Annotated in this window: 15 protein-coding genes and 1 tRNA gene; 9 read left to right on the top strand and 7 right to left on the bottom strand. The window is 66.0% G+C overall.

From position 1 onward, the window contains the following. Positions 1 to 53: 53 nt before the first annotated feature. A complete protein-coding gene (locus ACGHC0_RS08585; RefSeq protein ID WP_415267950.1) occupies positions 54 to 1,598 on the bottom strand; it encodes a methyl-accepting chemotaxis protein in 1,545 nt (514 codons plus the stop codon). Positions 1,599 to 1,786: 188 nt separating this feature from the next. On the opposite strand from ACGHC0_RS08585, the gene ACGHC0_RS08580 reads away from it, so the two are divergent. The 3 genes from ACGHC0_RS08580 (at position 1,787) to ACGHC0_RS08570 (ending at position 6,050) form a co-directional block, all read left to right on the top strand. Next, positions 1,787 to 2,323 (top strand): hypothetical protein, encoded by a 537-nt coding sequence (locus tag ACGHC0_RS08580; protein WP_415267949.1) that lies wholly within the window; start codon positions 1,787 to 1,789, stop codon positions 2,321 to 2,323. A 465-nt stretch (positions 2,324 to 2,788) separates the two neighbouring features. Beyond that, positions 2,789 to 3,517 (top strand): hypothetical protein, encoded by a 729-nt coding sequence (locus tag ACGHC0_RS08575; RefSeq protein WP_415267948.1) that lies wholly within the window; start codon positions 2,789 to 2,791, stop codon positions 3,515 to 3,517. A gap of 1,414 nt (positions 3,518 to 4,931) precedes the next feature. Next, a complete protein-coding gene (locus tag ACGHC0_RS08570) occupies positions 4,932 to 6,050 on the top strand; it encodes a sensor domain-containing diguanylate cyclase (protein WP_415267947.1) in 1,119 nt (372 codons plus the stop codon). Positions 6,051 to 6,200: 150 nt separating this feature from the next. Here ACGHC0_RS08570 and ACGHC0_RS08565 read toward each other — a convergent pair. From ACGHC0_RS08565 to ACGHC0_RS08555, 3 genes are all read right to left on the bottom strand, one after another. After that, positions 6,201 to 6,277 (bottom strand) — tRNA-Val (locus ACGHC0_RS08565). A 78-nt stretch (positions 6,278 to 6,355) separates the two neighbouring features. Beyond that, positions 6,356 to 8,617 (bottom strand): RelA/SpoT family protein, encoded by a 2,262-nt coding sequence (locus tag ACGHC0_RS08560; RefSeq protein ID WP_415267946.1) that lies wholly within the window; start codon positions 8,615 to 8,617, stop codon positions 6,356 to 6,358. Then, positions 8,614 to 9,588: an alpha/beta fold hydrolase gene (locus tag ACGHC0_RS08555; protein WP_415267945.1), complete on the bottom strand. Its 975-nt coding sequence runs from the start codon at positions 9,586 to 9,588 to the stop codon at positions 8,614 to 8,616. The genes ACGHC0_RS08560 and ACGHC0_RS08555 overlap by 4 nt, the downstream gene beginning before the upstream one ends. Positions 9,589 to 9,658: 70 nt before the next feature. Here ACGHC0_RS08555 and ACGHC0_RS08550 point away from each other — a divergent pair, with 70 nt between their 5' ends. Next, positions 9,659 to 10,444 carry a 3-hydroxybutyrate dehydrogenase gene (locus tag ACGHC0_RS08550; protein ID WP_415267944.1) on the top strand — a complete coding sequence of 262 codons (786 nt, stop codon included), beginning with the start codon at positions 9,659 to 9,661 and terminating at the stop codon, positions 10,442 to 10,444. Between the two features lie 64 nt (positions 10,445 to 10,508). Here ACGHC0_RS08550 and ACGHC0_RS08545 read toward each other — a convergent pair whose 3' ends face one another. Next, the gene (locus ACGHC0_RS08545; RefSeq protein ID WP_368354812.1) at positions 10,509 to 11,228 is read right to left on the bottom strand and encodes an SIMPL domain-containing protein; all 720 of its coding nucleotides are present in this window, start codon (positions 11,226 to 11,228) and stop codon (positions 10,509 to 10,511) included. A 234-nt stretch (positions 11,229 to 11,462) separates the two neighbouring features. Between ACGHC0_RS08545 and ompR the strand changes: the two genes are divergently transcribed. Next, the gene (gene ompR, locus ACGHC0_RS08540; protein WP_011794721.1) at positions 11,463 to 12,194 is read left to right on the top strand and encodes a two-component system response regulator OmpR; all 732 of its coding nucleotides are present in this window, start codon (positions 11,463 to 11,465) and stop codon (positions 12,192 to 12,194) included. A gap of 108 nt (positions 12,195 to 12,302) precedes the next feature. Continuing rightward, positions 12,303 to 13,820: a sensor histidine kinase gene (locus ACGHC0_RS08535; protein ID WP_368354811.1), complete on the top strand. Its 1,518-nt coding sequence runs from the start codon at positions 12,303 to 12,305 to the stop codon at positions 13,818 to 13,820. Here ACGHC0_RS08535 and ispF read toward each other — a convergent pair. Together ispF and ispD are read right to left on the bottom strand one after the other, a co-directional pair. Continuing rightward, positions 13,801 to 14,298, bottom strand: a complete 498-nt coding sequence (gene ispF / locus ACGHC0_RS08530) for a 2-C-methyl-D-erythritol 2,4-cyclodiphosphate synthase (RefSeq protein ID WP_107172082.1) — start codon at positions 14,296 to 14,298, stop codon at positions 13,801 to 13,803. The two genes, ACGHC0_RS08535 and ispF, sit on opposite strands and share 20 nt — an antisense overlap. 24 nt (positions 14,299 to 14,322) lie before the next feature. After that, positions 14,323 to 15,147: a 2-C-methyl-D-erythritol 4-phosphate cytidylyltransferase gene (gene ispD / locus ACGHC0_RS08525; protein ID WP_415267943.1), complete on the bottom strand. Its 825-nt coding sequence runs from the start codon at positions 15,145 to 15,147 to the stop codon at positions 14,323 to 14,325. Between the two features lie 155 nt (positions 15,148 to 15,302). Here ispD and mfd point away from each other — a divergent pair, with 155 nt between their 5' ends. The 3 genes from mfd to ACGHC0_RS08510 all read left to right on the top strand — a co-directional run bounded on the left by mfd (position 15,303) and on the right by ACGHC0_RS08510 (position 20,720). Further along, positions 15,303 to 18,794, top strand: a complete 3,492-nt coding sequence (gene mfd, locus ACGHC0_RS08520; protein ID WP_415267942.1) for a transcription-repair coupling factor — start codon at positions 15,303 to 15,305, stop codon at positions 18,792 to 18,794. 80 nt (positions 18,795 to 18,874) lie between these two features. Then, positions 18,875 to 19,558 carry a hypothetical protein gene (locus ACGHC0_RS08515; RefSeq protein WP_415267941.1) on the top strand — a complete coding sequence of 228 codons (684 nt, stop codon included), beginning with the start codon at positions 18,875 to 18,877 and terminating at the stop codon, positions 19,556 to 19,558. 190 nt (positions 19,559 to 19,748) lie between these two features. Beyond that, on the top strand, positions 19,749 to 20,720 hold the full coding sequence (locus tag ACGHC0_RS08510; protein WP_415267940.1) for a helix-turn-helix domain-containing protein: 972 nt from the start codon (positions 19,749 to 19,751) through the stop codon (positions 20,718 to 20,720). Positions 20,721 to 20,854: the final 134 nt, after the last annotated feature.

Genomic DNA, 20,854 nt, shown 5'->3' with positions numbered 1-20,854 from the left:
GAGCGCCTCAACCCCAGGCTGCGATACCTTCCACGGACTGGTCCGAAAAAGCGTCAGGCCGGCAGGCGGAACACCGACACCGCGCCCACCAGCTGGTCGGCCTGCGCCTTGAGGCTGGAGGCCGCCGCCGCGCTTTCCTCCACCAGCGCGGCATTCTGCTGGGTGGCCTGGTCCATCTGCGTGACGGCTTCGCCGACCTGCGCCACCCCATCGCTCTGCTCGCGCGTGGCGATGCTGATTTCCGAGACGATGGACGCGACCTTCTGGATGAGGTCCATCGCTGCCTGCACCGCGGAGCCCGCCTGCTCCGCCTGCTGCGAGCCGTCCTGCACCCGGTGGGTGCTGGTGGCGATCAGCTCCTTGATGTCCTTGGCGGCCGCGGCGCTGCGCTGGGCCAGGCTGCGCACCTCGCCCGCCACCACGGCGAAGCCGCGGCCCTGCTCTCCGGCCCGGGCGGCCTCCACCGCCGCGTTCAGCGCGAGGATGTTGGTCTGGAAGGCGATGCCGTCGATCAGGCCGATGATGTCGGCAATGCGCCGCGAAGCCTCGTCGATGGAGCGCATGGTGCCCACCATCGTGCCCACCGCCTCGCCGCTGCGTGCCGCGGCCGATGCGGCATCCTGCGCCAGGGCGCTGGCCTGCCGGGCGTTGTCGGAGTTCTGGCGCACGGTGGAGCCGAGCTGCTCCATCGATGCCGCGGTCTGCTCCAGGGCCGAGGCCTGCTCCTCCGTGCGCGAGGACAGGTCGATATTGCCCTGCTCGATCTCCGCGCTGGCCGTGGCCACGCTTTCCGCATTGGCACGCACCCCGCCGACCACCTGCGACAGGCTTTCGCGCATGTCGGCCAGCGCCTGCATGAGCTGGGCCGCCTCGTCGCGGCCCTGGGGCACGATGGACATGGTCAGGTCGCCGGAGGCCACGCCCTGCGCAATCACCACGGCCTCGCGGATCGGCCGGGTGATCAGGCGGGTGATCCACCAGGCCAACGCCACCGCGATGGCCACCGCCGCCGCCACGAGGCCCGCCAGCGTCCACACGGCACGGCCATAGACGGTGCGCACATTCTGCTCGGCGATATCCGCGGACTTCCGGTTGAAATCGGCGAGCGTGCCCAGGGCGCCGGCCATGGCATCGAAAGCCTGCTCCGACTCCCCGAAGAACACCCGCGTCGCTTCGGCCCGCGCATCGGGCGGCAGTGCCAGCAGGCGGGCCTGCACCTTCGCATAGGCATCGCGTGCCGCGCGGTACTCGCCGAACAGGCGCTGCTCCTCGCCCGGGGTGACGAGGGGGGCATAGACCTGCTCGGACTCCGCGAACTGGACCATGCGGTGCGCCAGTTCCTCGCGGCGCTTCGCCGTGGTCTCGTTCGGCTCCGGCAGGAACAGTTCGCTCTCGGTGCGGCGCACGCGGTTGGCCGCGGTGCGGGCGTTGCCGATCGCCTGCACGCTCGGCAGCCAGTTGGTGGCGAGGTCCTCGGCGCCGGCCTGGATGGCGCGCATCTGCGTCCAGGCGGCCAGGCCCATGGCGAGGGTCAACGCGGTGGTGAGGGCAAAGGCGATGGCCAGCTTGAGGCCGATGCGGAGGTTGTCGAGGTTCATGGCGCAGGTCCGGGAGGTGATGTACCTATTGGGAAACCGCGCACCTGAATGGATGCTGACTTGGTGATGGAGTGTGGCTATGGTGGGGTTAGGTTTTGGCAGCTTCCGGAGAATGGAACCCGACCTTGGCAAACGATCGGAATGCCGTGACCGGCCCTTGCCATAATCCCTGCTTCCGGGAAGAAGCCATGAACGCCAAACACGTCGCGGCGCTTGCCGCAGGCCTTGCCTTCACGGCCAGCACGCTGGCCCAGGTTGCCTACGATCCCGCCAAGTGCGCGGAGGTATCCGGGTCGCTGAACATCCGGTGGTCCCAGATTGCGCCGGCCGGGGTCTCTTGCGAAGGCATCGAAACCACCAACGGCACCCAGGCCATGGCACAGGCCGGACGGGTACACATGCAAGGCATTTCGACCACTGGCGGATGCCTTGCCAATGACACCTACGACCTGACCCTCTCTGCCGACAAGCGCTCGTTGAGCGGCCCCATTGCCAGTTCTCCAGGCTCCATCACGTTTACCCGCAATGCCGGCCAGGCCTGCTTCACCGGGCATTGGGTCAGCGGAGCCATCGATATCCTGGGATACATCTCCGCAGACTTCTTCCCTCCGATCGCTCCCACGTCAACCATCGGAGTGCCAGGGATGGGCGCAGCCGGGATTGCAGGGACGTCAGCGCTCGTGTTTGCGGCCGGGCTTTTGAGACGGCGCAGGCGCCAGCGCTGATCAGGGTTCGGTCCTGCCCACGACGGAGGTGATGGGCGAGGTCCTGGGGGGTAGTAGCAACCAGTGCCCACGAAACGGTGAGTGAAGGAATGATGGCGATCTCACATAGAAGCCGCAGGGCTGTGCGATCATCAAGCGTTCTTGATAATCTCGTTCGTGCGTTCTGCTGCCGCGAAGACGTCAGGCCGCACGACACGCAGGAACATCAGCCGCGCCTTCGGATGTGCCGCTCAGCGCCAGTCTTGGGGTTGGGGTTGCGCCCAGACCACTGCACCACAGCCTGGGGCGTGCATTCGCACAGCTTGGCAACTGCCGATGGCCCGCCAAGCGCATAGATGATTTCTCTGTCGTCCATGCCCGCATTAAAACATCCAGGAATTTCAACCAGCCCCGACCTGTACTCTAGCTTGCTGAAAAAACGATAAGCGCGCTATCCGTAACCAGTAAAAACTTTAGGAGAGAGGAATGAACAAAATAGCGATCACATTTTTAAGTTCTCTTCTGCTCGCAGCGTGCAGCAAGGAAAGCTCGACTTCTGCAAACACGCAGAAAAGCCAAGCATCGGCACTTGCATCAGCCCCTTTGGCTAACCCACCGACAGCAAAAACCCCAGAACTTAAAATAGATAAAGGCCCTTGGGATGGACCTTTTGGTCTAAAGATGGGTTTGTCTGGTGATCAGCTGAGAGCCGCCCTCCCCGATATCAAAATGCCGGCTTCAAATGTATATTTCACCTCCAGACCACCGAAGCCTCATGAGTCTTTTGTAGAGTACTACCTTGTCACCTCAGCCTCGAGCGGGCTCTGCAAAATTTCCGCGATGGGGAATAGCGTGCAAACCAGCCAATTCGGAGACGAACTACGGAAGGCCCACAAAACCCTAAAAACAGCGCTGATAGAAAAATATGGAACACCCACTGGGGACCATGATTTTATCAAAAATGGCAGCTTGTGGACGGAGCCAAAATACTGGATGATGGGACTATTAAAAAAGGATCGGGTGCTTGCAACAACCTGGGGAAGGAAGACAGAAAAATATCCTAAGGGACTCGATTTGCCAAACGATCTCGATAGCATCATATTGAACGTGACAGCAGATAGCACTGATGCAGGCTACGTCACCTTGAAGTATGCCTTTACCAATGAGGACGCCTGCTTCGAGGAAAACAACAAAGAAAAAAATAAATCTCTGTAGGAATAACGCCACCCCCTCGATCCAAGCATCAATCGGCCGGACCGGAAATTGCCAGTGGAAGCTTGTCCTCTTCGACACGGCTGCAGTTTCCGATTCAGCTGGCGGGCCGTGGGGCAGTTGTTTTGCTAGCGTCTGTCGCGCCCATCTCGTCCGCACTGTGGTGACTTAGATGCCTCGTATCCTTTCTACCAGGCAGTTAGGGGTATAGCAGCGAATTTCCACACTATTGTTGTTTTCCACAAATTGGAAGTGCCCTGTGCCACAGCGCAGGCACGTCAGCGTCGAACTACCTTGTGCTTTAAATTGACCGTAAGCATCGTGAGCCCGCTCGTATTCATCATAAGTAAGCTTGTGACACTTCACTTCGCAAGCCGAGGAAGCTCTAGTGTTGGGTAGCTGCTTGATCGCGAGCACCTGCGTGCCGAGGGGCACTTGCTGCTTTGTGATTTCGAGTGGAAGGAGAATTGGTGCGGTTAGCACAGCAGGACGGCGTCGCCAATTAACCATCTCCACACCTCGCACTGTGGTGTCGATGGACTGACCGTCTGGCTTTAACAGCCGGATGGGATCACCGACCCGAACAACAGGGCCGCCAGGCTCTGCAATCGGCCCTGGCACCAGAACACAACCCCGGCCGGAAATCTGTAATGTGTCTTCAACGACGAAAAGGAGGGCATGTTCCACAATTGCTGACCTCGGCTTTAATGTCGAAGTATATGTAAGCCCAGGCACGCTTCTGCAACAGGTGCGGCAGAACCACCCTTAGACGACAGATATGGCATTCCATGCGCTCAAGTTAGACGCTAACAGACGGCACGCTACCACGCACGCAATGAAGATCGGTCCACGCTTCGTGTCTAAGTTCATGGTCTACGATGGAATGTCAGCCGAGAGGGCCGCTCTCGAGCACACGCTAGCAACCGCCCCGGGACTTATAGCTGTACAGCGGATTGAGCCGCATCGCAAGGGTGGTCGTCAAGCTTCGCTGGAGATCGAGAGGACTTTGCTCGACCAGTCCATAGCCCACATGGATTCTCAGGGCTGGATGGACGGCCCATGAGCCACTGGCTGGTGCGAGCCGGCGAATGACCTGCTCAGACCGGCAGTATTGCTACTCGCCGTCCTCATCATCGCCACCGGCTATCAGCGACATGGGCACATCCAGCCACACTACCTCACTCGCCCTCACCTGAAAAGAGCTTCCCGTCCGCATCCATGAAGGACGGGAATGGCTGTACTTTCGGATCCGTCTCCAAGATCAAGCAAAAGAACTGCATCTCGTTGCCGTCTTCAAGCACACTCTTAATTGGTGTGCAACAGCAGAGCTTGACTACAATTGCGCGCCCCATTGGCCGCCATGCAATCAGCCACGAATTCCCCACCTGCCGCTCGACTGCTTCGGCCCATCGCACGAATGCTCGTGGTAGTGCAGATGATGGCACTGGCTCTGGGGGTGGCGGCAGCAGCCGTGCTGGTCTGGACAGCCACCAGATTCAACGAAGCGAGCGACTGGGTCGAACACACCCATGAGGTCCTGGACCAAATAAACAGGGTACGAACCGAATTGCTCCGGGGCAGTCTGGCACTGCGTGACTATGCAATTTCTCCAGGCCCTCCTCATCTGGAGCGAGCCCGGGCAGCAGCCAGCACCGCCGCCCGCACTGCGGAACTTCTAGAAGGGCTCGTTCAAGACAACCCCGGGCAAAGTGACCGGGCTTTGGCGTTGCGCGCGGAAACGGCAGAGATGGTGGGGTGGATGAACAGCACTGCAGTCATTGCAGAGCGCGATGGCCCTGAGGCTTTGCTCGCCAGCCTGGCGCCCCGAATTTCCCAGGACTCGGCCAGACTCCTGCGGCAGCAGCTGGCGGAGATGGAGGGCGTGGAGCGTCTCCTCCTGCAGGCCCGGACACAGGAGAGGGCACGCGAGTACAGGCGGTTGATCATGGGGGCGTGCATCAGCGGCGCAGCGCTCATCGTTTTTCTGGTCTGGAGCGCTACCTATGCCACCGCCCTTTTCCGCCGCAGCACCACACGGATCCAAACGCTGAGGGAGGAGGCAGACTGCGACCCGCTGACGGGCTTGCTGAACCGCCGGGCGCTGGAAGAACGGTTCGCGAAACTCCTGGACTCACCTCTGACGGTCATCGCGTTTGACCTGGACGACTTCAAGCCCGTCAACGACACCCATGGACATCAGGCCGGCGACGAAGTCCTGACAGTGACGGCGAAGCGCATGCTGCGCGAATGCCGGGATGACGACCTGGTGGCACGAGTCGGTGGTGACGAGTTTGCCGTGGTTCTCACGGGCGTGTCGGATGCTGATGCCGCCCGCTCCGTCTGCACCCGCCTGCAACACGCCCTGTGCGAGCCCATCCAGTTGAGCTCCGCGACTGTGAGGGTCGGGGTTTCCCTTGGCTACGAAGTCTCTCCCGGCGGCATCAGCCTGGTCGACTTGCTCGCCAGAGCCGATAAAGGGGCCTATGCCGAGAAGCTGATTCGCAAAGGAAAGGCCCGTGCCGCAGGCAATCGCTGAAGGCCTGAGCGGTTCAGGCGAAGATGGGGCAGATGCAGGCGGAAATGAAAAAGCCGCCTGAAGGAGGCGGCTTGATCGGGACTGGAACCTGAAGGGTTCCCCAACAGTTCCCCGAGATTCTGAAGTCTGGTCCACTTCAGGAGGAAAAATTGGTAGGCGCGATTGGACTCGAACCAACGACCCCCACCATGTCAAGGTGGTGCTCTAACCAGCTGAGCTACGCGCCTGTGTGTATTCGAGAAGCGAGAGTATAGCAGCAAAAAACCGGTCGCCGGACAAAGTGGCGAACTCTCGCTTCACGCACCTCACCGCCGCCGCGCGGAGCGCACGCCCTGCACCGCGGCGACGATCGACAGCACCTTGTTCAGCCGCCCGGAGTCCGACACCTCCACGGTGAACGTCATCCACGCCGTGCCCTTCACCGACTGGGTCTGCACACCGATGACGTTGGTCTTCTCGCGCGCGAAGACTTCGGAGATGTCGCGCAGCAGGCCCTGGCGGTCGGCGGCCTCGACGGCCACGTCCACGGGGTAGAGGGCGGCAGGATGGCCGCCCTGCCCGCTGCCCTGGGCCCCGCCGCCGGATCCACCGGCGCTGCCCCATTCGACGTCGATCACGCGCTCGGCGCTGCGGGCCGCCATCTCGCGGAAGTTGCTGCAGTCCGCGCGGTGCACGCTCACGCCCTTGCCGCGCGTGACGAAGCCGCGGATCGGGTCCGGCGGCGCGGGGCGGCAGCACTTGGCCAGCTGGGTCATGAGGGAGTCGATGCCCACCACCAGCACGCCGCCCTTGGGCGCGCTCTCGTTCGTGCGCGCCTTCTTGAGCAGCAGGTAGTCGTCGGGCTGCAGCACGGGCTCGGGCGGGCGCAGCAGGGTCTCGATGGTGCGCAGGGAGAACTCGTCCTTGCCCACCACTTCGAAGAGCGCATCGGCGGTCTTGAAGCCCAACTGCACCGCCAGGTCTTCCAGCCGGATCGCAGTCTTGCCTTCGCGCTGCAGCAGCTTTTCCACGGCCTCGCGGCCGCGGGCCACGGTCTCGTGCGTGGCCTGGGCATTGAACCACGCGCGCACCTTGGCGCGGGCGCGGTGGCTGGTGAGGTAGCCCAGTTCGGGATTGAGCCAGTCGCGCGAGGGCCGGCCCTCCTTCACCGTGGTGATTTCCACCGTCTGGCCGTTGTGCAGCGGCGTGTTGAGCGGGACCATGGATCCGTCCACGCGTGCGCCGCGGCAGCGGTGCCCCACGCTGGTGTGCACCGCGTAGGCGAAGTCCACCGGAGTGGCTCCCTGGGGCAGCTCCACCACCTCGGCACTGGGCGTCAGCACGTAGATGCGGTCCTCGAACAGGCCGCGGTGCTGCACCGCGCCGGCCATGTCGCGCTCCCAGGCCAGCAGCTGCCGCAGCACGGCGATCTTGGCGTCGTATTCGCTGCTGGCGGACACGCCGCCATACCCCTTGGTGCCGGCCTCCTTGTAGGCCCAGTGCGCGGCCACGCCGTGCTCGGCGTGGTCGTGCATGGCCTGGGTGCGGATCTGGATCTCGATGGCCTTGCCCGCCTCGTCGCGCACCACGGTGTGCAGCGACTGGTAGCCGTTGGGCTTGGGGCGGGCGATGTAGTCGTCGAACTCCGCGTCGATCGGCTTGAAATGCGAATGCACCCACGACAGCGCGGCATAGCAGTCCTTCACCGTGGGCACGACCACGCGCAGCGCGCGGATGTCGAACACCTGGTCGAAATCGAGCGACTTGCCGCGCATCTTCTTGACGATGCTGTAGATGTGCTTGGGCCGGCCCTGCACGGTGGCGCTGATGCTGCGCGCGCGCAGTTCGGATTCGAGCCGGCCGCGCAGTTGCTCCATGTACACCTCGCGCTCGGCGCGCTTCTCGTCGAGCAGGCGGGCGATCTGCTTGTAGGTGTCGGGCTCCAGGAAGCGGAAGGACAGGTCCTCCAGCTCCCATTTCATCTGCCAGATGCCCAGGCGGTTGGCGAGCGGCGCGAAGACCTGCAGCGCCTCGCGGGCGATGGCGGGCGACACGGGCCGCTTGGTGGCCGCGTAGAAGCGCAGCGTTTGCAGCCGCGAGGCCAGGCGCAGCATGACCACGCGCAGGTCGCGCGAGAAGGCCAGCAGCATCTTGCGGACGTTCTCGGTGTGGGTGACGGGGTCGTCCACCGCATGGCCGGCGAGCTGGGCCGCGCGCGCCTGCTCCTGCACGCGCATGAGCTTGGTGGTTTCGACGGCGAGCGTGGCGAAGTTCTGGCCGAAGGCCTTGGCGATGACCTCCTCGGGCTTGTTCAGGTGCGAGCAGGCATGCACGAGGTAGCTGGCGGCCTGCATGGCCTCGGAACTGCCGATGGCCTTGAGGATGGCTGCCACGGCCTCCGCGTGGGCGAAGGTGTTCTCGCCCGTCTCCAGGGTTTCGGCGGAGAGCAGCGGCTCGGCGAACGCCCGGGCGCGCGCCAGGGCGCCGGCCTGCTCGGGCAGCGACAGCGAGGTCGCGGCGATGAGCTGGGGCACGGCCTCCTGGCTGGCCAGGGCATGCGGTTGCTGGGGCGCGGCGACACTTCTCATGGGCGGGCCTCCTGCGCGCCCTGGCTGTCCGCGGCGGGCGTGCCGAACAGGAACTGCTCGACCACATCGACCTGGGCGGCGGCCACGAGGGTGGGCGCATGGCCCACGCCGGCCCATTCGACCACCCGCGCGCGCGGACCGCGCTGCGCCATGGCCTGCGCCGTGCCGGGCAGCAGCAGGTCGGATTCCGCCCCCCGCAGCACCAGCGTTTGCGCCCGGATCGCGTCATAGAGCTGCCACAGCTGGGCATCGCCGGCACGCGCGGACTCGGGCGTGAGGTGCCGGAAGTTCTCGGCGATGGCCGGGTCGTAGTGCAGGCGCACGGAGCCGTCCGGCTGCGGGCGCAGCAGGGGTTCGGACAGCGCCTGCCACTCCTCTGCGGTGTGCGGGCCGAACCCCGTGGACACGACACGCAGCCCCTCGACCGCGGCCGCCACGCTGGGGAACGCCACCACGCGGCCCACGTACTGGCCGATGCGCTGCAGCGCCGCCCATTCCAGGGTGGGGCCGACGTCGTTGAGCACCAGCCGGCGCACCGGCGCGGGCAGCGGCAGCTCCGGCTGCCCGCACAGGGCCATGCCGATGAGCCCGCCCATGCTGGTGCCGACCCAGTCGAGCACGCGCACGGGCGCACGGGCATGCAGGTGGCCGAGCAGCGCGAGCATGTCGGCCGCATAGACGGGGATCTGGTAGTGCGCGGCATCGGCCAGCCAGTCGCTGCGTCCGCGCCCGGCCACGTCCGGGCAGACGATGCGGGCATGCCGCGCGAGGCGGCGGGCCAGCACGTCGAAGTCGCGGCCCTGCCGCGTGAGGCCGTGCACGCAGACGACCACGTGGGGGTGCGCAGGGTCGCCCGTGGCGTTCCACTCCCAGTACGCCATGCGGTGCCCGCCCTCGCCCTCCCTGGATGCATCCCCGGGGGATGCCGCGGCACCGGGGCAATGTACGTAGTTCAGCGTAGGCTCTGTCATGGGGGGCAATCGTCTCTGGGCCGCTCGATAATGGCCCTTCGTTCATCCTAATTCATTCGGAGAGACCGGCATGCTTCTCACTGGCAAGACTGCGCTCGTGACGGGTTCCACCAGCGGCATCGGACTGGGCATCGCCAAGGCCCTGGCGCGCGAAGGGGCGAACATCGTCCTGAACGGCTTCGGCGACGTGGATGGCCCCAGGTCGGAGGTGCTGGCGGCCGGGCATGCCGCGGGGGCGCAGGTGGCCTACCACGGCGCGGACATGGGCAGCGTGCCGGAGATCGAGGACATGATGAAGTACGCCGCCGCCCAGTTCGGCCGCGTGGACATCCTCGTGGACAACGCCGGCATCCAGCACGTCGCTCGCGTGGAGGATTTCCCGGTGGAGAAGTGGGACGCGATCCTGGCCATCAACCTGAGCAGTGCCTTCCACACCACGCGCCTCGCGCTGCCGGCCATGCAGGCCGCGAACTGGGGGCGCATCGTCAACGTGGCTTCGGTGCACGGCCTGGTGGGATCGGCACAGAAGTCGGCCTACGTGGCCGCCAAGCACGGCATCGTGGGCCTCACGAAGGTGACGGCGCTGGAGAACGCCACCACGGGCGTGACCTGCAATGCCATCTGCCCGGGCTGGGTGCTCACGCCGCTGGTGCAGAAGCAGGTGGACGCCAGGGCCGCCGAACACGGCCTCTCGAACGAGGAGGCCACGCGCCAGCTGCTGGGCGAGAAGGAGCCCTCGATGCAGTTCACCACGCCCGAGGAACTGGGCGAACTGGCGGTGTTCTTCTGCTCGCCGGCCGCCAACAATGTGCGCGGCGTGGCCTGGAACATGGACGGGGGCTGGGCGGCGCAGTAGCCCGCGACCGCCTTCCCCTGGCACGCGCCAGGCCGCTGGGCACGGGCGCGCCGGTCAGCGCCGGTCAGCGCAGTTGCACCGACCCGGAGACGTGGACCACCACCTGGGTCTTGCCGGCCTCGACCGGCACGGACTCGTCGGCGGACATCATGGACGACTTGGCCTGCATGGCCATCATGCGGGGCGGGCGCGGCCCGGGCGACATCTCGTCGCTGTTGACCGAGACCTCACGCAGCGAGTAGCCCGAGAAGCCGAAGCCCTTGGCCAGTTCGCCCGCACGGTTCTTGAACTCCTCGATGGCCCGGGTCTGGGCCTCCGCCTGGACACGCGCCCGGGCTTCCTTGGACAGGTCGAATGCGATCTGGCTGATGGGCATGGACTGGATGCGGCCGGCGGTGGTGGTGATGCGCGAGAAATCGCGCCCCTGCAGCACCAGTTCGGCACGCCCCTGCCAGGCGGTGATCTTGCCGTCCTTGCCGTAGCGCGGGTACAGGCCGAACTGGCCGGTGCGCACCTCCATCTGTTCGGGCTGCGCAGCGCGCTTGGCTTCGGCCAGGCCGGCATCCAGCGCCTGCCGCAGTTGCGTCTGCACGGTGGCGGCATCCGCGCCCTCGCGCGTGGCAGCCAGGGTCAGCACCAGAAGATCCTGCTGGACATCCACCGAGCCGCTCGCGGCGAGCTGCAGCACGTTCTGGGGCGCCGGCGCGGCCACGTTCTGGGCAAACGCCGTGCCCGACACGGCAGCGATGGCGCAGGCGGCGGCCAGGGGGGCGAGGAATTTCATGAAGGGACTCCCTGTATGGAAAAAATCGTGTGAAAACCTGCATGCCGGACATGCGCATGCGGGCAGGCCGTCCACGGTAACGCACGCGGTGGCCCCTGGAGATGTCGCCCGGACAACCCTGCTGATAGCCGCCGCAAAATTTGTAACACTTGGTCAGACCTGCCGGAAAAACGCGAACTTCGGGCGGCAAGGTGGTCAGAATCGGCTCTGTTACAAATAGGACCCAGGAAACTCATGGCCTCTACAACCAACCGTACCGACAAGATCCTCGTGGTGGACGACGACGCGCGCATCCGTGATTTGCTGCGCCGCTATCTGACCCAGGAAGGCTTCGAAGTCATGGTGGCGGAAGACGGCAAGGCGCTCAACCGCATCCTGCTGCGCGAGACGGTCGAACTGATCGTTCTGGATCTCATGATGCCCGGCGAAGACGGGCTCTCCATCTGCCGCCGCCTGCGCGCGGCCAACGACCGCACCCCGATCATCATGCTCACCGCCAAGGGCGAGGACGTGGACCGCATCGTCGGTCTGGAGGTGGGTGCCGACGACTACCTGGGCAAGCCCTTCAACCCCCGCGAACTGCTGGCGCGCATCCACGCCGTGCTGCGCCGCCGCCCGCCGCAGGAGGCCCCGGGCGCCCCCTCGGGCGACAACGAGGTCGTGACCTTCGGCCCCTTCACCTTCGACCTGGGCACGCGCGCCCTGCAGAAGAACGGCGAGGAACTGCCCCTCACCACCGGCGAATTCGCCATGCTCAAGGCCCTGGTGCGCCACCCGCGCCAGCCGCTGTCGCGCGAAAAACTGGCCCTGCTGGCCCGCGGCCGCGAATTCGAGCCCTTCGACCGCAGCCTGGACGTGCAGGTCTCGCGCCTGCGCAAGCTGGTCGAGGTGGATGCCGCCGCCCCCCGCTACATCCAGACCGTCTGGGGCGTGGGCTACGTGTTCGTGCCGGATGGAGCGAGCTGATCCACGGCCGACAACCCCGCGCGCGGGCACCGGGCCGGCACCACGTGCAGCCCGGTGCCCGCGGCCCTTCCACGGCCTGCAGCGGCCCGGCTCTTCTCCTGACCTGACATGAGCGCCTCCCATGATGCGTCCGCGGACGCCACCAGCCCCGCGCCCCTGGAGACGACGCCGAACCGGCGCGCGTCCCAGCGCACGCGCGTCGGCCTGAACCTTTTCTGGCGCACTTTTTTCCTGCTCGCGCTGCTGCTGGTGGGCAGCATCCTGGCCTGGCTGCAGACGCTGCGCGCGCTCGAATTCGAGCCCCGCACCCTGCAGACCGCGCAGCAGATCGCCTCCCTCGTGAACCTGAGCCGTGCCGCGCTGGTGCATGCGGACGCCATCGCCCGCGTCTCGCTCATCAAGACCATGGCGGACCAGGAGGGCGTGCGCATCCTGCCCCGCGAGCCCAGCGACCGCTTCGACCTCGTGGACGACACCGCCCTGGGCGTGCGCCTGACCGAAGAGCTCACCGAGCGCCTCGGTCCGGGCACGATCGTGGCCGGCAACGTGAACGGCGAGAGCGGCCTGTGGGTGGGCTTCACCATCAACGGCGATCCCAACTGGCTGCTGATGGACCGCTCGCGCCTGAGCACGGCGGGCGGCAAGACCTGGCTGATCTGGCTCATTACCGCGGGTGCCCTGTCGCTGGCGGGCGCGGCGGCCATCGCGCGGCTCATCAACCGGCCGCTCAAGCAGCTCTCCTACGCCGCCAACCGCGTGCGCGACGGCGATTTCGCGGCCAGCCAGCTCGACGAGGAGGTGGTGACCAGCGAGATCCGCGAGGTGAACATCGGCTTCAACCGCATGGCGCAGAAGCTCGCGAAGCTCGAACAGGACCGGGCGGTGATGCTGGCCGGCATCTCGCACGACCTGCGCACGCCGCTGGCGCGGCTGCGGCTGGAAACCGAGATGAGCGTGATCGACGACGTGGCCCGCGAGCACATGGTGGCCGACATCGTGCAGCTCGACGCCACCATCGACAAGTTCCTGGACTACGCGCGGCCGGACCACGTCACGCTCACGCCGGTGAACCTGCACGGCGTGGTGTCTTCCTGCGTGTATGCGGTGCAGGACCACCGCGAACTGCAGATCTCCATGAGCGTGCCGGAAGACCTGATCGTGCTGGCCGACGAGGTGGAGCTGGCGCGCGTGATCTCCAACCTGCTGGAGAACGCCCGCCGCTACGGCAAGACGCCCGAGAGCGGCACGGCTTCGGTGGAGATCGCCGCCAAGGGGCGCGAGAAATGGGTGCTGGTGAAGGTGCGCGACCACGGCCCGGGCGTGCCGCCCGACCAGCTGAGCAACCTGACCAAGCCCTTCTTCCGCGGCAACTCCGCGCGCACGGCGGCCGCGGGCGCGGGCCTGGGCCTCGCCATCGTGGACAAGACCGTGCAGCGCATGGGCGGCATCTTCGCGCTGGCCAATTCCGGCTCCGGCGGCCTGGTGGCGCACATCCAGCTGCAGCGCGCCTCGCAGCTGCCGGCCGGCAAGGACCCCAAGCAGCGGCTGCAGCGCCCGCAGATCAAGCGCCAGCTGCCACCCGATGCCGCCAAGGGCGGCAAGCCCGTCAAGCCGGCGAAGGCCTGAACAGCAGCACGGCCGCGCGCGCCTCCATGGCCAGGCCCTGCCCCACGGGGCCCATGCGCTCGGCGGTCTTGGCCTTCACGTTCACCTGGTCGGGCTGCAGGCCCAGCGACCGGGCGATGCCTTCGCGCATGGCGGGGATGTGCGGCGCGAGGCGCGGGGCCTGCGCGATCACGGTGCTGTCGATGTTGCCGATCTCGTGGCCGCGCTCGCGCACGCGCCGTGCGGCCTCCACCAGCAGGACCATGGAATCGGCGCCCTTGAAGCGCTCGTCCGTGTCCGGGAAATGGCTGCCGATGTCGCCGAGCCCCGCGGCGCCCAGCAGCGCGTCGGTCACGGCGTGCAGCAGCACGTCGGCATCGGAATGCCCGAGCAGGCCCATGGTGTGGGGGATGTCCACGCCGCCGATCACCAGGCGGCGGCCCGGCACCAGGGCATGGATGTCCCAGCCCTCGCCGATGCGGAATGGGGGAAGCGTCATGGGCAGTTCCGCCTTGTGTGTCTGTCAGAAGAAAGTCTTGCCGGGCAGCGGCGCGCCCTGCGCGAGCGGCCCGCCGAAGCGTTCCAGGGTGGCCGGCAGCAGGCGCTGCGCCAGCACGGCCTCGGCCAGCGCGAAGTCGTCCGGATAGGTGACCTTGAAGTTCTGCGCGCCGCCCGGAACGAGGCGCGGGTGCAGGCCCATGGCCTCCATGGCGCTGGCCTCGTCGGTGGCCTGCGCGCCGTACCGCACGAGCGCGGATTCGAGGGTGCCCAGGCGGAACATCTGCGGGGTCTGGGCGAGCCATTTGTCGCTGCGGTCCACCGTGGAGGCGACGCGCACGCCGCCCGGGCCCTCGCTGGCCGTCTTGAGCGTGTCGGCCAGCTTGTGGGCCAGCAGGCCGCCCACGCTGTCGTGCTCGCAGGCATCGATGAGCGCGTCGATCTGCGCCGTGGTCACCAGGCAGCGCGCCGCGTCGTGCACCAGCACCCAGTCGCCCTCCTCCGCGCCGCGCTCGCGCAGCGCGCGCAGGCCTCCGAGCACGGTGTCGGCGCGTGTGGCGCCGCCGCAGGCGACGGCGAAATGCAGGTCCGAAGGATGGGCGTCGAAGAATGCGTCGCCGGGCGCCACGGCCACCAGCGTGCCCATCAGGCGCCGCACGCCCGCGAATGCCGCCAGGGTGTGCAGCACCAGCGGCAGCCCGGCCACGGCCTGGTACTGCTTGGGCACGCCGGCCGCGGCGCCCGGCGCCACGGCGCGGGCGCCCGTGCCCGCACAGGGCAGCAGGGCCCAGAAACGGCCCGGCGTGGCCGGAGGCGAAAGGGTCGGTCGGGGCGGCAGCAGGTCGCTCATGGGGCGGCCATTGTAGGAGCGCGGCGCACCCTGGCCGGCCGGCATGCCCCGGGCGCCCCGCCGGAATGGCCGCCGCCCTAGAATGCCTGCATGGCCGCGCCGCACCGCGCACGGCCCGCGGCGCTCCGGTGCGCCCAGCCAGTCCCCGCTTCCCCATGGACCTCCCCAAACTCATCCCCGGCAAACGTTTCACCATGCCGCGCCCCGTGGGCAGCGCGGACGCCCTGCTGCTCGCGCGCGTCGCGGAGCGCGAGAAGGCCGCCCGGCGCACCATCGCCATCGTCACGGCCGACGCCACCGACGCGCAGCGCCTGATCGACGAGATGGCGTTCTTCGCGCCGGAACTGCGCTGCGCGCTGTTCCCCGACTGGGAAACGCTGCCCTACGACACCTTCTCGCCCCACCAGGACCTCATCAGCGAACGCCTGGCCACGCTCTGGCGCATCAGCCAGAAGGACAAGGACACCGGCGCCGACGTGGTGCTGGTGCCCGCCACCACGGCGCTCTACCGGGTCGCGCCGCCCTCGTTCCTGGCGGCCTACACCTTCCACTTCAAGGTGAAGCAGAAGCTGGACGAGGCGAAGTTCCGCGCCCAGCTCACGCTGGCCGGCTACAGCCACGTCTCGCAGGTGGTGAGCCCCGGCGAATACGCGGTGCGCGGCGGCCTGATCGACCTGTTTCCCATGGGCTCGCCCGTGCCCTACCGGGTGGACCTGTTCGACGACGAGATCGACTCCATCCGCACCTTCGATCCGGACACGCAGCGCAGCCTCTACCCGGTGCCGGAAGTGCGCCTGCTGCCCGGCCGCGAGTTCCCCATGGACGACGCGGCCCGGGCCAAGTTCCGCAGCCGCTGGCGCGAGCTGCTGGAGGGCGACCCCACGAAAAGCCGCATCTACAAGGACATGGGCAACGGCGTGGCCACCGCCGGCATCGAGTACTACCTGCCGCTCTTCTTCGACGAGACGGCCACCGTGTTCGACTATCTTGGAGAGGACGCCACGGTGGTATTGCACGGCGACCTGGAGCCGGCCTTCCAGCGTTTCTGGCAGGACACGAAGGAGCGCTTCCGCCTGGTGCAGGGCGACCCCGACCGGCCCGCACTGCCGCCCGAATCGCTGTTCCTGGGCATCGAGCAGTTCTACACCCGCGCCAACGCGCATGCGCAGCTCGCGCTGCGGCCGGGGGTGGAGGACGTGGCCGACAACCCGAACTTCCAGAAGCTGGGCGACCTGGCCGTGGTGCGCGGCGCCGAGGATCCGCTGGCGCGCCTGCATGCCCACATCCGCAACACGCAGCACCGGGTGCTGCTGCTGGCCGAGAGCGACGGCCGGCGCGAGAGCCTGCTGGACTTCCTGCGCGCCTCGCAGCTGAACCCGCCCGCCTTCGATTCGCTGGCCGAGTTCCAGGGCCAGGCCGACGAGAAGGTCGGCATCGCCACCGCCGCGCTTGCAGTGGGCTTCGCCTGGACCCTGGAAGGCATCGACTTCGTCACCGAGACCGAACTGTTCGCGGCCGGCGCCACCACGCGCCGGCGCAAGAAGCAGGAGCAGGTGAGCGACGTCGAGGCGCTGATCAAGGACCTCTCGGAACTCACGCTGGGCGACCCGGTGGTGCACAGCGCGCACGGCATCGGCCGCTACCGCGGGCTGATCCACATGGACGTGGGCCAGAAGAACCCCGACGGCACGCCCGCGATGCAGGAGTTCCTGCACCTCGAATACGCGGACAAGGCCGTGCTGTACGTACCGGTGAGCCAGCTCCAGCTCATCAGCCGCTACACGGGCGTGTCCGCCGACGAGGCGCCGCTGCACAAGCTGGGCAGCGGCCAGTGGGAGAAGGCCAAGCGCAAGGCTGCCGAGCAGGTGCGCGATTCCGCCGCCGAGCTGCTCAACATCTACGCCCGCCGCGCGGCGCGCGAGGGCCATGCGTTCCGCTACAGCCCGCAGGACTACGAGCAGTTCGCCAACGATTTCGGGTTCGAGGAAACGGCCGACCAGAACGCCGCCATCCACGCGGTGATCCAGGACATGATCTCGCCCCGCCCCATGGACCGGCTGGTCTGCGGCGACGTGGGCTTCGGCAAGACCGAGGTCGCCCTGCGCGCCGCCTTTGTGGCGGTCACGGGCGGCAAGCAGGTGGCGTTCCTCGCGCCGACCACGCTGCTGGCCGAGCAGCACTACCAGACGCTGGTGGACCGTTTCTCCAAGTGGCCTGTGAAGATCGCGGAGGTCTCGCGCTTCCGCTCGGGCAAGGAGATCACCGCGGCCATCAAGGGCATCGGCGACGGCACGGTGGACATCGTGGTGGGCACGCACAAGCTGCTGTCCGAATCGACGAAGTTCCACAACCTGGGCCTGCTCATCATCGACGAGGAGCACCGTTTCGGGGTGCGCCACAAGGAGCAGATGAAGCAGCTGCGTGCCGAGGTGGACGTGCTCACGCTCACCGCCACGCCCATCCCGCGCACGCTGGGCATGGCGCTGGAAGGCCTGCGCGACCTGTCGGTGATCGCCACCGCGCCGCAGCGGCGCCTGGCGATCAAGACCTTCGTGCGCAACGAGGGCACGGGCGTGATCCGCGAGGCGGTGCTGCGCGAACTGAAGCGCGGCGGCCAGTGCTACTTCCTGCACAACGAGGTCGAGACGATCGAGAACCGGCGCCAGAAGCTCGAGGAGATATTGCCCGAGGCCCGCATCGCCGTGGCGCACGGCCAGATGCCCGAGCGCGAGCTGGAGAAGGTGATGCGCGACTTCGTGGCGCAGCGCTACAACATCCTGCTGTGCTCGACCATCATCGAGACCGGCATCGACGTGCCCACGGCCAACACCATCATCATGAGCCGCGCCGACAAGTTCGGCCTGGCGCAATTGCACCAGCTGCGCGGCCGCGTGGGCCGCAGCCACCACCAGGCCTATGCCTACCTGATGGTGCCGGACGTGGACGGCCTGACCAAGCAGGCCGCGCAGCGGCTGGACGCCATCCAGCAGATGGAGGAGCTGGGCTCGGGCTTCTACCTCGCCATGCACGACCTGGAGATCCGCGGCGCGGGCGAGGTGCTGGGCGAGAACCAGAGCGGCAACATGCTGGAGGTGGGCTTCCAGCTCTACAACGAGATGCTGGCCGAGGCCGTGAAGTCGCTCAAGGCCGGCAAGGAACCCGACCTGCTCGCGCCGCTGTCGGTCACCACGGACATCAACCTGCACGCACCGGCCCTGCTGCCCGACGACTACTGCGGCGACGTGCACCTGCGGCTGTCGTTCTACAAGAAGCTCGCCACCGCGAAGACCGCGGACCAGATCGACGCCCTGCTCGAAGAGATCGTGGACCGCTTCGGCAAGCTGCCGCCGCAGGCGCAGACGCTGATCGACGTGCACCGGCTGCGCGTGCTGTCGCAGCCCTACGGGGTGATCAAGGTGGATGCGGCACCGGGCGTGACGAACATCACGTTCCGGCCCCAGCCGCCGGTGGACCCGATGCAGATCATCCACCTGATCCAGAAGAATAGGCACATCAAGCTCGCGGGCAACGAAAAGCTGCGCATCGAGCGCGAACTGCCGGAAGCGAAGGACCGGGCGCAGATGGTGCGCGACGTGCTGCGCAGCCTGGGCCAGCCCCTGGGGGCCACGCAGGGCGCTCCGGCCTGACGCCAACTGCGCGGGGCATGGCCGCCGCGGACCGCAGGGGCGCCGGAAGCGCCGTTGCCGGAGCCGCCCACGGATGCCCCATGCCCCTCGAAGCCGCCATCGTCCTGATCGCCCTCGCCGCCGCGGCTGCCACGCGGCCGTGGCGCCTGCTGGCGGCCCGGCCCGCCTTCCGCGCACCGGAGGGGGCCGAGGACGCATCCGGCGGCCGGCAGGCGTCGCCCCTGCTTACGCCGCTGCTCGCCACGCTGGTGTTCCTGCCCTGGATATGGGCACTGCCCACGCTGCATGCCATGCCGCTGCAGCTGCAGATGTCGGGCGCCTGCCTCGTCGTGCTGATGGTGGGCTGGCCGCTGGCCGTGCCCGTGCTGGTCACGGTGGCGGTCGTGGCGGCCCTGCTCTCGCCCACCCTGTCATGGGGCGATGCGCTGGGCCTGGCAGCCTGGCAGGGCGTGGTACCTGCCACCTTCGCACTGCTGCTGGGCGCGCTGCTGCGCCGGCTGGCCGGCACGCACCTCTTCATCTATGTGCTGGGCCGCGCCTTCCTCGGCACGGCCCTGTGCATGTTCGCGGCGGGCGGCCTCGCGCTCTGGAGCGGCCACGGCCTGCCGGGCGTGGACCCGGGCCTCGCCATGGTCGCCCGCTGGCTCATGGCCTGGGGCGACGCGGTGGTGACGGGCATGCTCTGCGCGGTGTTCGTGGCCTTCCGGCCCGAGTGGCTGGCGACATGGTCGGACCGGCTGTACCTGCGAAGTCTCAAAGAGTGAGGTGAACTGAAGCAGGGGCCAGCCCCATCCCTCGTTCACAACGAGCCCTCCACCTGTGCCACCTTAGGCATTGCGAGAGCCGATCAATGCCAAGCAAGACCCAGCGGCATAAATTTACTAAATTTTTTTCCAATTTAGTAAACCACGCTACACTATGCGCTCTGTACAACAATCCCAGGAAGGACTGAAGATGAGAAGTTCTGCACTGATAGAGCTCGCACTGCATATGTTGTCATGTACTCAAAAAGATCTTGCGACTCGACTGCAGGTGTCGCCTGCGCAAATTAGCAAGTGGAAAAAAGGCGAGTACATGTCTTCAGACATGCAGAAAAAATTTGAACTGCTATTGGATTTGGATGAGCTTGATCCGGAATTTGTTCTCTTGGCCGGGTCGCTGGCAGACGCAAAAAAATGGGAGAAACTGATTCGATTTCTGGCGCAGTCGGCCAACGACAGTGCAGAAACAGGATACGACACATATCCACTCTCCGACGAAGCTCCAAACCTCTGCTGGCATACTTTCCACACCCTACGGGAGATGGGTTTCAATATTCCTAATAAATTTCCAATTGAATTGGATGTAAATTTTGAATTCACTGACCAGGAGGATGACATCGTCGCCATAAACGATATCTGGGCACGCTTAGACAACAACCCTACCACGGCGCTCATAACCAAGATCTACAGTGCACTCAATGATGTTTATGGATTCTATGCGGCGTATGTCAGCTATTTGATTGACGACGACTCTCTAGAGTTGTACAACACAGACGCCTGCAATATCGAGTCATGCTTGATGGAACTAGCAGCAACGAAGATCGAGGTCGACAGCAAGTTCGTTCCGCAATTCCAGAAATTCAAGTACCAGACAACGAAAAACTATGAAGAGTGGCTTGCTATTGTTAAGGACAAAGCTTTTCGAGCAGGCATCCCTCTCAAGGCTGAACTACTGAACTTGGTTTACGATTCACATGGTGAATTAGGGCATGAAGCTGAAGCGGAAAGCCTGGGTTTCAATGCGCACCGATTGCATCCTGATATTTACATGAACGAACTGCTATGTGGCATGAGGTTAATTCACCAAGTGCTACCGGCCATCATGAAAAAGCTAGGAATGGAAGCGCACGAATTTCAAGTAAATGGTTTAGACCTTCGCATTTGATGATCTGCTTCCCGAAGAGCTTTCTGCCCTATTATAGATTTTTGCATCCATGCAGTTAGCCTCGCCAATTTCCTGGGAGATGCTGCTACGCAGCAGAGCACGAGCGATACCATTGCGCCTCTGATCGCAGTCTT

Origin of the sequence: Acidovorax sacchari, from assembly GCF_042847045.1 — a bacterium.
In the GTDB taxonomy this organism is placed as follows: domain Bacteria; phylum Pseudomonadota; class Gammaproteobacteria; order Burkholderiales; family Burkholderiaceae_C; genus Paracidovorax; species Paracidovorax sacchari.
This window is presented reverse-complemented; position numbering and strand designations above follow the sequence as displayed.

What these genes read in the sequence shown, in the direction of transcription:
- ACGHC0_RS08510 (WP_415267940.1), top strand. Translation starts at nt 19,749, where the DNA reads ATGAGAAGTTCTGCACTGATAGAGCTCGCACTGCATATGTTGTCATGT.
- ACGHC0_RS08575 (WP_415267948.1), top strand. Translation starts at nt 2,789, where the DNA reads ATGAACAAAATAGCGATCACATTTTTAAGTTCTCTTCTGCTCGCAGCG.
- ispD (WP_415267943.1), bottom strand. Translation starts at nt 15,147, where the DNA reads ATGAGCGACCTGCTGCCGCCCCGACCGACCCTTTCGCCTCCGGCCACG.
- ACGHC0_RS08585 (WP_415267950.1), bottom strand. Translation starts at nt 1,598, where the DNA reads ATGAACCTCGACAACCTCCGCATCGGCCTCAAGCTGGCCATCGCCTTT.
- ACGHC0_RS08555 (WP_415267945.1), bottom strand. Translation starts at nt 9,588, where the DNA reads ATGACAGAGCCTACGCTGAACTACGTACATTGCCCCGGTGCCGCGGCA.
- ACGHC0_RS08515 (WP_415267941.1), top strand. Translation starts at nt 18,875, where the DNA reads ATGCCCCTCGAAGCCGCCATCGTCCTGATCGCCCTCGCCGCCGCGGCT.
- ACGHC0_RS08560 (WP_415267946.1), bottom strand. Translation starts at nt 8,617, where the DNA reads ATGAGAAGTGTCGCCGCGCCCCAGCAACCGCATGCCCTGGCCAGCCAG.
- ACGHC0_RS08545 (WP_368354812.1), bottom strand. Translation starts at nt 11,228, where the DNA reads ATGAAATTCCTCGCCCCCCTGGCCGCCGCCTGCGCCATCGCTGCCGTG.
- ACGHC0_RS08535 (WP_368354811.1), top strand. Translation starts at nt 12,303, where the DNA reads ATGAGCGCCTCCCATGATGCGTCCGCGGACGCCACCAGCCCCGCGCCC.
- ACGHC0_RS08580 (WP_415267949.1), top strand. Translation starts at nt 1,787, where the DNA reads ATGAACGCCAAACACGTCGCGGCGCTTGCCGCAGGCCTTGCCTTCACG.
- ACGHC0_RS08570 (WP_415267947.1), top strand. Translation starts at nt 4,932, where the DNA reads ATGCTCGTGGTAGTGCAGATGATGGCACTGGCTCTGGGGGTGGCGGCA.
- ACGHC0_RS08550 (WP_415267944.1), top strand. Translation starts at nt 9,659, where the DNA reads ATGCTTCTCACTGGCAAGACTGCGCTCGTGACGGGTTCCACCAGCGGC.
- mfd (WP_415267942.1), top strand. Translation starts at nt 15,303, where the DNA reads ATGGACCTCCCCAAACTCATCCCCGGCAAACGTTTCACCATGCCGCGC.
- ispF (WP_107172082.1), bottom strand. Translation starts at nt 14,298, where the DNA reads ATGACGCTTCCCCCATTCCGCATCGGCGAGGGCTGGGACATCCATGCC.
- ompR (WP_011794721.1), top strand. Translation starts at nt 11,463, where the DNA reads ATGGCCTCTACAACCAACCGTACCGACAAGATCCTCGTGGTGGACGAC.